Genomic DNA, 13,397 nt, shown 5'->3' on the forward strand with positions numbered 1-13,397 from the left:
CCGGCTCTCCCTATGCATTGCCCGTGGCGGCGCGCACCAGCGTTTCCGGCGTCAAGCCTTCACGGTCGAAGAGACCCGCTGAAAGTCCTTCCTTCATCACCAGCACCCGGTCCGACATGCCAAGAATTTCAGGCAGTTCGGAGGAGATCATGATGATGCTGAGGCCCTCTGCAGCCAGCTCGCTGATGAAGCCGTGGACGGCTGCCTTGGAGCCGATATCGATACCCTTGGTCGGCTCGTCGAGGATGATGATCTTCGGCTGCGTCGCCAGCCATTTGCCGATCACAACCTTCTGCTGGTTGCCACCCGACAGCGTGCCGACAGGCACGGAAAGGGCGGCAGCGCGCAGATCCAGCCGTTCGGCATATTTGCGGGCCAATGCGAATTCGTCGGCTGCCTTGAGAAAGCCCTTGCGCGAAGTCCGGCCCAGTGAAGGCAGCGACATGTTCTGGTAGATCGGCATTGGCAGCGCCAGCCCGTGGCGACCGCGCTCCTCCGGCACATAGACGATGCCGGCACGGATCGCGTCATGCGGCGAATGAATGTGGACCTCCTGGCCGTTCAGCGTCAGCCGGCCAGAGAGCGGCCTGGTGATACCGAACAGCGATTGGCAAAGTTCGGAACGGCCGGCGCCGATCAGGCCATAGACGCCAAGGATTTCGCCGCGCCGGAGCTTGAAGGAGATGTCGCGGAATTCGGTGCGGTGGCAATAGTTTTCGACCTCGAGCACGACGTTGCCGATCGTGACCGGCACTTTCGGGAAGGCATCCTTGACGTCGCGGCCGACCATCATGCGGACGATCTCGTCCTGCGGCGTTTCCTTCAGACGGCCGTGTCCAACGGCGCGCCCATCGCGGAAGACCACGAAATTATCGGCGATTTCATAGAGTTCGTCGAACTTGTGGCTGATGAACAAGATGGCCTTGCCCTTGGCCTTCAGACCTTCGACGATACGAAAGAGGTCATCGATTTCCTTGCGGGACAAGGCGGCGGTCGGCTCATCCATGATGACGATGCGGGCATCGATCGAGAGCGCGCGGGCAATCGCCACAAGATGGCGCTGCGCGATGGAGAGGTCCTTCAGGCGGATCGACGGATCGATGGTGCTTTCCAGCGATTCCAGCAGCAGCCTTGAGCGGCTGTTCATCGTCTTCCAGTCGATCGTGCGGAATTTCGTGCGCGGCGCATGGCCGAGAAAGATGTTTTCGGCAACCGTCAGCTCGTCGAAGAGCACGGTCTCCTGGTGAATGGCGGTGACGCCGGCGTCAATCGCGGCCTGGGCATTGTGGAACGTGGTCGGCTTGCCGTCGACGAGAATTTCGCCCTCGTTCGGACGATAGATGCCGGTCAGAATCTTGACGAGGGTCGATTTGCCAGCGCCGTTTTCACCAATGAGGGCGGTGACCTTGCCGGGATAAAGCGAGATACTGACGCCGTCGAGCGCCTTCACGCCGGGAAAGATCTGCGAAATGCCGCGCATTTCCAGAATGGCGGTATTGCCCAAGCTTGGCATGCCCGTGGCGGGTCGTTGAAGGACTGTGGTCATCAGCAATGCACCGGATGAGTTAACCAAGTCCGGCGGCCGAAGCCGCCGGAAAGCTGCGAATGGATCGGTCGATCAGAAGACCTTGGAGAACTGATCGATGTTCGAAGCATTGTAGACAAAGGGATCGGCCATGGCGGCTTCGCCATTGTCTCCGACCTTGATCTTGCCCATGCGGCCGGCATTGATTTCGCTACCCGGCTTGCCGTCGGTTTCACCCTTCACGAGACGGTAGGAGATCTGCGTTGCGGAATAGCCGAGGTCGATCGGGTTCCAGATTGCAAATTCCTTCGTCGCGCCCGACTTGATGGCGCCAGCCATTTCGGACGGCAGGCCGAGACCGGTCACATAGACCTGGCCGATCTTGCCGGCATCCTTGACGGCCTGCGAAGCGGCAAGCACGCCGACGGTCGTCGGAGCAACGATAACCTTGACTTCCGGATGCGAGGTCAGGAGGCCCTGGGCTTCGCGGTAGCTCTTGTCCGAAAGGTCGTCGCCATAGACGGTCGTGACCAGGTTGAGGCCTGGGAAGTCCTTGAGCTGCTTCTTCATCTCGCCGATCCAGATGTTCTGGTTCGTGGCGGTCGAAGTCGCCGACAGGATGGCGAAGTTGCCCTTACCGCCGTCAAGATGATCCTTGGCGAGCGTCAAGCACATCTTGCCGATGAGCTCGTTCGAAGACGGATTGAGCTGCAGGATGCKGCCGGCCGGAGCCACGCCGGAATCCCAGGAGATAACCTTGATGCCGCGCTGCGCTGCCTTCTTCAAGGCAGGTACCACAGCATCCTTGTCGTTGGCGGAGATAGCAATGGCGTCGACGCCCTGTGCGATCAGCGAGTTGATCACTTCGATCTGGGCTTCGGCGGTCGGCTGCGTCGGACCGGTGTAGATGACCTGGACGCCGCCAAGCTCCTTGGCGGCTTCCTGAGCGCCCTTGTTGGCCGCTTCGAAGAAGCCGTTGCCAAGCGACTTCACGACGAGGCCGATCTTGATGTCTTTCGCACTTGCCGTGCCGGCCATCATTGCGACGGCCAGCGCAACGCCGATCGCCAATTTCTTTGCAATATTCATGTCTCTTCCTCCCAAAGTTGATAGTCTATGCTCACCCCGCCTGAGCCGCGCATCTCATGCGACGGACGGGGAATCCTCCCTCTCGGCCTGCGCCGTGACGCTCGCGATAATCAGCGACACGCCGGCATCCTCGATCATGCGTACAGTCTCCGCCGAAACGCTGTCATCGGTGATGATGGTCGTCACCTGCTCCAGCGGGCAGAGGATCAGGCTGGAGCGCTGACGGAACTTGCTGGAATCGACCATCACGACCAATTCGTCGGCCTGGCGCATCAGCTTCTGCTCGCTCTGGATTACCAGTGCATCGGCTTCCATGATGCCGAGCGGACCGACGCCTTGCGCGCCGACGAACATGCGCCGCGCGTAGAAGTTCCGGGTCGTGTCGTTGTCGAAGGGCGACAGGATCAGGCTCTGCTCGCGATAGATCGCGCCGCCCGGAACCGTCACCGTGTTTTTGGAATGCTTGACCAGATGCTCGGCAATGGCGAAGGAATTGGTCATCACCTGCAGCCGATAGGCCGAGATATAATGCACGAGCTGGAAGGTCGTGGTGCCGCCATTGATGATGATGGCGTCGCCCGGGCCGCATAGTTCGGCCGCCTTGCGCGCAATTGCTCGTTTCTTATCGATATTGACGCCTTCCGAAACCCGGAAGGGACGTCCGGCCAAATTGCCGAGCTGCGGAGGGTGGATCGATTCCGCGCCGCCACGTACACGCCGGATCTTTCCCTGCACATGCAGGGCCGCGATATCACGGCGGATCGTCGCTTCGGAGGCCTCGGTMAATTCGGAAATATCCTGAATTGTCACCACAGGCTTTTCCTGTACGGCGCTCAAAATAATGCGATGGCGTTCACGTTCGTGCATCGGCTCCTCCTTCTCGGGTTATTTCGCAAATGTGACAAAGTGTCAATCATAAACGCTCAAAAACTTTCATATTGCATCGCAGCATTATCAAATTTGATCGTTTTCGATTGACAAAGCGACTATGCGTGAGCGATATCGTGATTAACAAGGGCGGTTTGAGCATGTTTCGGACCGTCCGCAAGACATGATCTTATGGGAGGATGACATGGCGGCTGGCGTTCAGCTTCTGGAAAACCGTTGGGATGATGCATATGCGGCCGGCCTCGATGAGCCGGGCAAGCTTCTCTACCGGTCGAATCTGCTCGGTGCTGACAAGCGTATCACCAATTACGGTGGCGGCAACACATCGGCCAAGGTCATGGAAACCGATCCGCTGAGCGGCGAAAAGGTTAAAGTGCTGTGGGTCAAGGGCTCCGGCGGCGATGTCGGCACCATCAAGCTCGACGGTTTCGCCACGCTTTATCAGGAAAAGCTCGAAAGCCTGAAGAGTATCTACAAGGGCGTTGCAGACGAGGACCGCATGGTCGGCTTCCTGCCGCATTGCACCTTCAACCTCAATGCCCGCGCCGCTTCCATCGACACGCCGTTGCACGGCTTCGTGCCCTTTACCCATGTCGACCACATGCATCCCGACGCGATCATCGCGATCGCGGCTTCGAAGAATTCCCGCGAGCTGACCCGCGAAATCTTCGGTGACGACATCGGCTGGCTGCCCTGGCGGCGCCCCGGTTTTCAGCTTGGCCTCGATCTCGAAGCCTTCGTCAAGGCGCATCCGAATGCCAAGGGCGTTGTTCTCGAAAGCCATGGCCTCTTCACCTGGGCCAATGACGCAAAGAGCTGCTACGAACTGACGCTTGCGATCATCAACAAGGCAATTCAATGGTTTGCGGCGAAGACTGAAGGTAAAACCATCTTCGGTGGAGCGTCGGTCCAGAGCCTGCCGCAGGCAGAACGCCGCGCGATTGCTGCCAAGCTGATGCCGGAAATCCGCGGCCGCATCGGCAAGGCCGAGCGCAAGCTTGGTCATTTCGATGATCAGGATGCAGTGCTCGAATTCGTCAATTCCAACGACCTCCGTCCGCTCGGCGCGCTCGGCACGAGTTGCCCGGACCATTTCCTGCGCACCAAGATCCGTCCGCTGATCGTCGATTTCGATCCCGCAAAGCCTGACGCCGATGCCGTCATTGCCGGTCTCGACCAGGCGCTGGAAGACTACCGCGCCGACTACGCCCGTTATTACAACGACTGCAAGCACGACAATTCACCGGCTATGCGCGATCCGAATCCGGTGATCTTCCTGGTTCCGGGCGTGGGCCTGCTCTCCTTTGCCCGCGACAAGGCGACGGCGCGCATTGCCGGCGAGTTCTACGTCAATGCCATCAACGTCATGCGCGGCGCCTCGACCGTTTCCGAATATCAGGGCCTGCCGGAGCAGGAAGCCTTCGACATCGAATATTGGCTGCTGGAAGAGGCGAAGCTGCAGCGCATGCCGAAGCCAAAGAGCCTTGCCGGCCGCGTTGCTTTCGTCACGGGCGGCGCCGGCGGCATCGGTCGCGCGACGGCGGCGCGTCTGGTGAGCGAGGGCGCCTGCGTGGTGCTGGCCGACATCGACCAGGCAGCACTAGAGAACACGCAAGAAGATTTTGCCAAGAAATTCGGTGCGGACTCGGTGCGCAGCGTCAAACTTGACGTGACCAAGGAAGACGGCGTGATCTCCTCCTTCGCGGAAGCCTGCGTCGAATTCGGCGGCATCGACATCCTCGTGTCCAACGCCGGTATTGCCTCTTCCGCGCCGATCGAAAGCACGGAGCTTTCGATGTGGAATCGCAATATCGATATTCTCGCTACCGGCTATTTCCTCGTCTCGCGCGAAGCCTTCCGGCTTTTCCGCCGCCAGAATCTCGGCGGCAACATCGTCTTCGTCGCCTCCAAGAATGGCCTTGCTTCGTCGCCGAATGCGGCCGCCTATTGCACGGCCAAGGCCGGCGAAATCCATCTGGCGCGTTGCCTGGCACTCGAGGGCGCGGATGCGGGCGTTCGCGTCAACACGGTCAATCCCGACGCCGTCCTGCGCGGTTCCAAGATCTGGAATGGCGAATGGCGAGAACAGCGCGCCGCCTCGTCGAAGATCGAGGTGGACGAGCTGGAGGAACATTACCGCAAGCGTTCGATGTTGAAGCTCAACGTTTTCCCGGAAGATATTGCCGAGGCTATCTATTTCCTCGCTTCCGACCTCTCCGCCAAGTCGACCGGCAACATCATCAATGTTGATGCCGGAAACGCGCAGAGCTTTACGCGCTAGTTGATAAGGAAGTGGCAGCCTCAGGGCCACCCTCGTGGTTCGAGGCCTTGCCGCACTCGCTTCGCTCCTGCGGCAGTGCACCTCACCACGAGGATGGAGTAGCGATTGCGCCAACTGACGGGAAGATCAGCCCTCACCCTGAGGTGGCCCCATAGGGCCCTCGAAGGGCGAGGGCGGGTGATGGCTTGCAGGGTGATCGCACCGTAATATTTCGAATGACATACCTGGGAGGAAAGAATGGCCGAGTTCAGAATTGCGCCGGATCTGGTCGCTGCGGAAAACGACAAGCGCGCCGATGCGCTGAAATCCGATTATGAGGCGCTCGGCGCGACACTTGCGCGCCGGGGCGTCGATATCGAGGCGGTGACGAAAAAGGTCTCCGAATTCTTCGTMGCCGTGCCCTCGTGGGGTGTCGGCACCGGCGGTACGCGCTTTGCCCGCTTTCCGGGCACCGGCGAGCCACGCGGCATTTTCGACAAGCTCGACGATTGCGCCGTCATTCATCAGTTGACGCGGGCGACACCGACCGTTTCGCTGCATATTCCTTGGGACAAGGCCGACGCAAAGGAATTGAAGGCTAAGGGCGATGCGCTCGGCCTCGGTTTCGATGCCATGAATTCCAACACCTTCTCCGACGCTCCCGGCCAGGCGCATTCCTATAAGTACGGCTCGCTCAGCCATGTTGACGCCGCAACCCGCGCCCAGGCAGTCGAGCACAATCTGGAATGCATCGAGATCGGCAAGGCGATCGGTTCGAAGGCGCTCACGGTCTGGATCGGCGACGGTTCCAACTTTCCCGGTCAGAGCAATTTCACCAAGGCATTCGAGCGTTACCTTGCCGCTATGGCGGAAATCTACAAGGCCTTGCCGGACGACTGGCGGCTATTTTCCGAGCACAAGATGTACGAGCCGGCCTTCTATTCGACCGTCGTGCAGGATTGGGGAACGAACTACCTGATAGCCCAAACCCTCGGGCCAAAGGCCTTCTGCCTCGTCGATCTCGGCCACCATGCCCCGAACACCAATATCGAGATGATCGTCGCCCGCCTCATCCAGTTCGGCAAGCTCGGCGGCTTCCACTTCAACGATTCGAAATATGGCGACGACGATCTTGATGCTGGCGCGATCGAGCCCTATCGCCTGTTCCTCGTCTTCAACGAATTGGTTGAGGCAGAGCATCGCGGCGTAAAAGGCTTCCATCCGGCCCACATGATCGACCAGTCGCACAATGTCACCGACCCGATCGAAAGCCTGATTTCCAGTGCTAACGAAATCCGCCGCGCCTATGCGCAGGCATTGATCGTCGACCGCAAGGCGCTGGCGGACTACCAAGACTCCAACGACGCCCTGATGGCCTCCGAAACCCTGAAGCGTGCCTACCGCGCCGACGTCGAACCCATACTCGCGGAAGCCCGCCGCAGCACCGGCGGGGCCATCGATCCGGTGGCAGCTTATCGGGCAAGCGGCTACCGCAGACAAGTTGCCGGCGAGCGTCCTGCCTCGGCAGCAGGCAGTGGCGGAATTATCTGAGGAGCTATAGTTCCGGTGGATTCGCGAACGGATCGAGCGAACGCGCATCCATCAGCCGGAAATGCCTTAGGTTTCGGGTGAGGACCGTGTAATCGTATCGCAGCGCCGTTGCGGCAATCGCAGCATCTTCGAAACCTGGATCTCCACCCCGTCCGACCGCTTGGTCGAATAGTCGCCCCGCGATGCGGGCAGTTGCGATATCGAGCGGCAGGATGCGGTCGCCATAAAGATGGAGAGTGAGTTCAAGCCACTCGCCAAGCAACTCAGCTTTCTTGGAGGCGCCTGTCCGATGGGCTTTCGCAATCCCGGTTTCTATTTCGGCAACAGTCACGGTGGAGACATAAAACTGATGGGCATGGGCTGCAATCCATGCCCGAACCGCCTGCGATAGCAGATCTTGCGCGCGCAGTGGCGATGTAGCCGAGATGATATTCGTATCCAGAAGATACATTAGATATCATCATCGCGTAGCAGTCGGCCCGGTTTGCGCGCTGGCAGGTCGTCATCTTCAAGCGGTGCATTGGTAAGCAACCAACCAAATGACGGAACCTGCTTCAATTTTTGATATTCGTCATAAGAAATGATGACAGCGGTCCGTTCGCCATGGCGAGTAATGATAGCTGCATTGCCGTTGAGAGCTTCATCTACAACGGCGGAAAGCGTTGCCTTCGCATCCTTGAGCTGAATTTCCTTCATGGGGTCACCTATATGACTACTATAGTCCTATAGTAGGGGTGACTGAAAGTTTCGTCAATGCGTCGCTGGATCTCCATTACGCACGCAGCAATCCCGCGCCTCGGATGCTGCGGGGCGTTGAGCAATTGCCTTTACTTTACAATGCTGAACTCAATACCCCAGCGCGATGCCGTCCTTGCGGTGGTCGGAGGCGCCGAGCAGGACGCCGCGCTCGTGATCGATCCAAATCGCCTGTGCGCCGCCGATCGGCGCATCTGCCCATTCGGTGACATGGCCGCGGCGCTCAAGGTCCCGCTTGATGTCTTCCGAAATCGTCGGTTCGAGCGAGAGCTTGCCGTCGTAGCAGAAGGTGCGGGGTTGATCGCTTGCCTGTTGCGGATCGAGATCGCGGTMAAGCATCTGGCTCAGCATATGGGCGTGGCCGGCAGCTTGGTATTGCCCGCCCATGACGCCGAAGCTCATGCGCGTCTTGCCGTTTTCCATCAGCATGGCCGGGATGATGGTGTGGAAAGGCAGCTTGCCCGGGCCGATGGCGTTCGGGTGGCCTTCCTTGACCACGAAACCCGCACCACGGTTCTGCAGCAGCACGCCGGCATGCGGCGCATAGATGCCGCTGCCGAAAGCGAAGAAGATCGAATTGATCAGCGAAATCGCATTGCCATCACGATCGACGACGGAGACATAAACCGTGTCCTTGTGCGTCGGCCCATCCCAGATCGAGACGTCAGCGGCGCGTTCGAGGCTGATTTGCGAGCGCATGGCGGCAATCGATCGATCGGACAATAGTTCGTCGATGCTGAATGTCAGGTGGTCCGGATCGCTGATAAGCTGATCGCGCTTGGCATAACCGGCCTTGGTTGCTTCGGCGAGCAGGTGGATGCGATCTGCTTCGGTGAGCTTGGGGTCGCGAAGGTCGAAACCGTCGAGAATGCGAGTGATCAGCAGCGCGGCGAGGCCCTGGCCATTCGGCGGGCACTCCAATAGATCGCGGCCGCGGTATTTGCCGGAGATCGGCACGGTCTCAAACGCCTTGTAGTCAGCGAAATCACTTTCTTCATGCAATCCGCCAAGCGATTGTAGAAGCTGCGTAATCTCTTCGGCGACCTTGCCGCGATAGAAGGCATCGCGGCCGTCCTTGACGATGGCTTTCAGCGTGGCGGCTAGGGCAGGGTTAGCTACGCGTTCGCCGATGCGCGGCGCGCGGCCATGCGGCAGGAAATAGGCGGCGGAAGCCGGGTACTTTGCGACCCGGTCGCTATAGCGGCTCCAGTCGAGTTCGACGCGCGGCGTAACGCAATAGCCGTCTTCGGCGGCTGCGATTGCCGGTGCAAGCACACGGCCCATATCGAAGCGGCCATAGGAGCCGATCAGCCGGCACCAGGCATCGACTGCGCCCGGAATGGTGACGGCATGCGGACTATCGTCAGGAATAGCGGTAAAGCCCTTCTCAAGGAAGTAATCGAGCTTCGCCTTTTGCGGAGCGCGGCCGGAGCCGTTAAGCGCGATCGGCGTGCCGCCAGCCGGGCTATAGAGAGCGAAGCAGTCGCCGCCGATACCCGTCATATGCGGATCGACGACCGACTGCAGCGCCACCGCCGCTACGGCCGCATCGACCGCGCTGCCGCCGGCCCGCAGGATATCGACAGCCGCGAGCGTCGCCCGCGGATGCGAGGTCGCCGCCATGCCTCTGTCGGAAACTGCGACCGAACGGCCCGGCTTGAAAAAATCGCGCTGCTGCATGTCTTTCAACGTCCTCTATTGCCAAATTGCTGTGTACCGCCTGGAGACGCGTTCGATCTGTGCCACGATTGATGCCAATCAAACCTGGCAGCCTTTCAGGAAGAGTTCGGTGCAGATTCGCGCCCGGCGGCTGATCTCCGCGATGTTCGGCGGTTGGAGCTGGCGCAGGATGGCGGCGCGCTGCGGCTCCATGATCATCATTCCGCGCAGCATGCCGGAGGCCATATGTGGGTCTTCCAGACGGATGAGCCCACGCTCGCATTGCGTCGTCAGCCATTTTTCCATGATGGCGTTCGAGCCGACGATMGCCGTCTCGTAGAAGGACGTGGCGATTTCCGGAAAGCGGTCCGATTCGGCGATGACGAGACGCATGATGTCGACGGTGTCATCCGACATCGCCAGCATGCCATAGGCTGTCAGCAGCCGCTCCAAGCCCTGCCGCAAATCCATCGTCGCCAGTGTCGATTGGTCCAGCGCCAGGAAAAACCGGCTTATGCGGTCGGAGACAATGCTTGAGAACAGGTCCGCCTTGGTCGGAAACAGCCGATAGAGCGTCTTGGTCGAGACACCAGCGGATTKGGCGATCGCATTGACGCTCGCGGCCGCATAGCCGCTTTCCCGAAATTGAGTGTCGGCAGCCTCGATGATCAGACTTTTCGTATCGTCGTCGCAGCGAAGTTGCGGTCGGCCGCGTGCGCGCTTCTCAATTAATTGATTTTCGACCATGGTAATTTTCCAAAATCCTGTTGACTTCCATTCTACAGTGCATATTTTGGAAAACAACACGTTTCCTAAATGCGCGGCCAAGAATTTTTAGCGGGCCTTCCGCCCTACCAAGACAATCGGCCATCAGGAGAGACGACAGTGGAAAATAAGGTTCATGTATTGAATGCCAGCAAGCAGGCGCCGGTCGCCGAGGCACCGGCCATGGACGCCGGCAAGCCGGATGTATCGGTCGAACTGGTACGTATTGCCGCCGAGGAAAAGCCGGCGGCGAAAAAGCGGGGCAAGTCGTTCCTGCTCGCCGTCATCGCTGCTGCTGCCTACTACGGTCATAACTACTGGACGGTTGGCCGCTTCCAGGTACCGACCGACGATGCCTATGTTCAGGCCGACAACAGCGCCATCGCACCGAAGATTTCCGGCTATATCACCGATGTCGTCGTCAACGACAATCAGACGGTCAGGGCAGGGCAGGTGCTTGCCCGCGTCGACGACCGCGACTTCAAGACGGCGCTCGATCAAGCCAAGGCCGACGTTGCCGCCGCCGAGGCCGATGTCGAGGCCAAACAGGCCTCTATCGACATGCAGCAATCGTTAATCGCGGCCGCCCGGGCGACCGTCGATGTCGACAAGGCCAATGAGACCTTCGCCGAGCAGAATGACAAGCGCTATGCAAGCCTCTCAGTCAACGGCTATGCGCCTGTGCAGACCGCACAGCAGGCCTCGCAGATCGCTGCCACCCGCGCGGCGATCGACCGCGATACCGCTTCGCTCGCCGGGACGATCAAGCAGGTCGATCTGTTGAAGGCGCAACTGGCGCAGGCCAGGGCGACGCTCGCTCACGACCAGGCCGTCCAGAGCCAGGCGGAGCTCAATCTGTCCTACACGGCGATCGTCGCGCCGCTCGATGGTGTCATCGGCAACCGCACGCTCCGCGTCGGCCAGTATGTGCAGGCAGGCACGCAGTTGATGTCGGTGGTGCCGACGTCGGCCGCCTATATCGTCGCGAACTATAAAGAGACGCAGTTGACCCATGTCCATGCTGGCCAGCCGGTCGACATCGAAGTCGATATGTTCCCCGGTCGCGTCTATCACGGCCATGTCGATAGCTTAGCACCCGCAAGCGGCCAGGAATTCGCGCTGCTGCCGCCGGACAACGCTACCGGCAATTTCACCAAGGTCGTACAGCGCATCCCGGTCAAGATCGTCCTTGATGGCGACACAGCCACATCGGGCGATCTGCGCCCCGGCATGTCGGTACAGCCGAGCATCGACATCAAGACGGCCAATCAGAGCCACGGCGCGTGAACGGTGAAGGATGAGGAGTATTGAGCCATGTCCACCATCACAACCACCGCCATCCAGCAGCCAAGCGTGAAGGCCAGCACAAGAGAATGGATCGCCGTACTCGCCGGCATGATCGGCGCCTTCATGGCGATCCTCAATATCCAGATTACCAATGCCTCGCTTCTTGATATCGAAGGCGGAATTGGCACGGGCGTCGACAACGGCGCCTGGATATCGACGTCCTATCTGATCGGCGAAATCGTCGTCATCCCGTTGACGGCCTTCTTCAGCAACGTCTTCTCGTTCCGCCGCTATATACTCGTAAATTCGATCCTGTTTCCGTTGTTCTCGATTGCCTGTGCCTTTGCGCATGACCTCGGGACAATGATCGTGCTGCGCGGGCTGCAGGGCTTTGCCGGCGGCGTGCTCATCCCGATGGCCTTCACGATGATCCTCACCAAGCTGCCCAAAGTGCAGCAGCCGACCGGGCTTGCGATCTTCGCGCTTTCGGTCACGGTCGCCCCTGCCATCGGCCCCACCATCGGCGGCTATCTGACCGAGAATTACGGCTGGCAGACGATCTTCTTCATCAATGCCCTGCCGAGCGCCATCATGGCGATCGCGCTTGCACTGACGCTCGAGAAGGGGCCGATGCGTCTTGGCCTCCTGAAGGAGGGCGATTGGGCCGGTATTGTGACGATGGCAATCGGGCTTTCAGCGCTTCAGACCGTGCTCGAGGAGGGCAATAAGGATGACTGGTTCTCCTCGCCCTTCATCTTGAAACTCAGCGCTATCGCCGTCGTTTCGCTGAGCGCCTTCATATGGATAGAGCTAACCGTTGAAAGCCCGCTGGTGAAACTGCGGCTTTTGAAGCAACGCAATTTCGGCATCGGCGTTCTCGTCAACGTGCTGGTCGGTTTCGCGCTCTTCGGCTCGGTCTATATCCTGCCGCAATATCTCGGCCAGGTGCAGCGCTACAATGCCGAGCAGATCGGCAACGTGCTGGCCTGGACCGGCCTGCCGCAACTCATCCTCATTCCGCTGGTTCCGATGATGATGAAGCGTTTTGACGTCCGTTATATCGGCTTCCTTGGTATCGGCATCTTTGCCATAAGCTGCTTCATGAACGTGACGCTGTCTGCCGACACCGCCGGTGATCAGTTCTGGATTCCGAATATCGTGCGCGCCATCGGCCAGGCCATGGTCATCACCCCGATCACCGCCATCACCACGGCCGGTATCGCACCCGCCGATGCCGCCGCCGCGTCCGGCCTGACCAACATGCTGCGAAATCTCGGCGGTGCAGTCGGCACGGCGACGCTCGGCACCGTGCTCACCAAGCGCGAGCAGTTCCACTCCAATATCATCGGCCAGTCGGTGACGCTGGCACGCGACGAGGTGAGGGAGCGGTTGACGCAGACGACCAACTATTTCCTGGCGCATGGCGTCTCGGATCACGCACTTGCCGCGCAGAAGGCAACGGTCGCTCTTGGCAGCGTCATCAAGCGGCAGGCCCTGATCATGGGCTTCAGCGACACCTTCGCTGTCATCGGCATCCTGCTGGCGACCGCGGCGATCGCTACCCTTTTTGCCCGCAAGCCGCAGGCCGGCGGCGGGGCAGGGGCTCATTGATACTGC

Annotated in this window: 11 protein-coding genes; 4 read left to right on the forward strand and 7 right to left on the reverse strand. The window is 59.8% G+C overall.

Going from position 1 to position 13,397, the window contains the following annotated elements:
• Nucleotides 1–10: 10 nt before the first annotated feature.
• The 3 genes from QD357_RS10215 to QD357_RS10225 form a co-directional block, all read right to left on the reverse strand.
• On the reverse strand, nt 11–1,546 hold the full coding sequence (locus tag QD357_RS10215) for a sugar ABC transporter ATP-binding protein (RefSeq protein ID WP_183938061.1): 1,536 nt from the start codon (nt 1,544–1,546) through the stop codon (nt 11–13).
• 72 nt (nt 1,547–1,618) lie between these two features.
• A complete protein-coding gene (gene rhaS, locus QD357_RS10220; protein ID WP_414124216.1) occupies nt 1,619–2,614 on the reverse strand; it encodes a rhamnose ABC transporter substrate-binding protein in 996 nt (331 codons plus the stop codon).
• Nucleotides 2,615–2,668: 54 nt separating this feature from the next.
• Complete coding sequence (locus tag QD357_RS10225) at nt 2,669–3,481, reverse strand: DeoR/GlpR family DNA-binding transcription regulator (RefSeq protein ID WP_414124217.1); 813 nt, start codon at nt 3,479–3,481, stop codon at nt 2,669–2,671.
• A gap of 205 nt (nt 3,482–3,686) precedes the next feature.
• Here QD357_RS10225 and QD357_RS10230 point away from each other — a divergent pair, with 205 nt between their 5' ends.
• Both QD357_RS10230 and rhaI read left to right on the forward strand, forming a co-directional pair.
• Nucleotides 3,687–5,783: a bifunctional rhamnulose-1-phosphate aldolase/short-chain dehydrogenase gene (locus tag QD357_RS10230; protein ID WP_414124218.1), complete on the forward strand. Its 2,097-nt coding sequence runs from the start codon at nt 3,687–3,689 to the stop codon at nt 5,781–5,783.
• A gap of 237 nt (nt 5,784–6,020) precedes the next feature.
• A complete protein-coding gene (gene rhaI, locus QD357_RS10235; RefSeq protein WP_183938065.1) occupies nt 6,021–7,313 on the forward strand; it encodes an L-rhamnose catabolism isomerase in 1,293 nt (430 codons plus the stop codon).
• Nucleotides 7,314–7,317: 4 nt separating this feature from the next.
• On the opposite strand, the gene QD357_RS10240 is transcribed toward rhaI, so the two are convergent.
• The 4 genes from QD357_RS10240 to QD357_RS10255 form a co-directional block, all read right to left on the reverse strand.
• A complete protein-coding gene (locus QD357_RS10240; RefSeq protein WP_183938066.1) occupies nt 7,318–7,764 on the reverse strand; it encodes a type II toxin-antitoxin system VapC family toxin in 447 nt (148 codons plus the stop codon).
• A complete protein-coding gene (locus tag QD357_RS10245; protein WP_183938067.1) occupies nt 7,764–8,009 on the reverse strand; it encodes a type II toxin-antitoxin system Phd/YefM family antitoxin in 246 nt (81 codons plus the stop codon). Before QD357_RS10245 ends, QD357_RS10240 begins: the two co-directional genes overlap by 1 nt.
• 150 nt (nt 8,010–8,159) lie before the next feature.
• Nucleotides 8,160–9,749 (reverse strand): gamma-glutamyltransferase, encoded by a 1,590-nt coding sequence (gene ggt, locus QD357_RS10250; protein ID WP_414124219.1) that lies wholly within the window; start codon nt 9,747–9,749, stop codon nt 8,160–8,162.
• 78 nt (nt 9,750–9,827) lie between these two features.
• Nucleotides 9,828–10,475: a TetR/AcrR family transcriptional regulator gene (locus QD357_RS10255; RefSeq protein WP_414124220.1), complete on the reverse strand. Its 648-nt coding sequence runs from the start codon at nt 10,473–10,475 to the stop codon at nt 9,828–9,830.
• A gap of 201 nt (nt 10,476–10,676) precedes the next feature.
• On the opposite strand from QD357_RS10255, the gene QD357_RS10260 reads away from it, so the two are divergent.
• Nucleotides 10,677–11,780: an HlyD family secretion protein gene (locus QD357_RS10260; protein WP_414124336.1), complete on the forward strand. Its 1,104-nt coding sequence runs from the start codon at nt 10,677–10,679 to the stop codon at nt 11,778–11,780.
• A gap of 27 nt (nt 11,781–11,807) precedes the next feature.
• On the forward strand, nt 11,808–13,391 hold the full coding sequence (locus QD357_RS10265) for a DHA2 family efflux MFS transporter permease subunit (protein ID WP_414124221.1): 1,584 nt from the start codon (nt 11,808–11,810) through the stop codon (nt 13,389–13,391).
• Nucleotides 13,392–13,397: the final 6 nt, after the last annotated feature.

It is taken from the genome of Rhizobium sp. BR 317, assembly GCF_047445835.1.
Lineage (GTDB): Bacteria > Pseudomonadota > Alphaproteobacteria > Rhizobiales > Rhizobiaceae > Rhizobium > Rhizobium paranaense.

Excerpts from the sequence above, each read along its gene's own strand:
- QD357_RS10215 (WP_183938061.1), bottom strand. The coding sequence starts at position 1,546 with ATGACCACAGTCCTTCAACGACCCGCCACGGGCATGCCAAGCTTGGGC.
- QD357_RS10230 (WP_414124218.1), top strand. The coding sequence starts at position 3,687 with ATGGCGGCTGGCGTTCAGCTTCTGGAAAACCGTTGGGATGATGCATAT.
- QD357_RS10240 (WP_183938066.1), bottom strand. The coding sequence starts at position 7,764 with ATGTATCTTCTGGATACGAATATCATCTCGGCTACATCGCCACTGCGC.
- QD357_RS10245 (WP_183938067.1), bottom strand. The coding sequence starts at position 8,009 with ATGAAGGAAATTCAGCTCAAGGATGCGAAGGCAACGCTTTCCGCCGTT.
- QD357_RS10260 (WP_414124336.1), top strand. The coding sequence starts at position 10,677 with ATGGACGCCGGCAAGCCGGATGTATCGGTCGAACTGGTACGTATTGCC.
- QD357_RS10265 (WP_414124221.1), top strand. The coding sequence starts at position 11,808 with ATGTCCACCATCACAACCACCGCCATCCAGCAGCCAAGCGTGAAGGCC.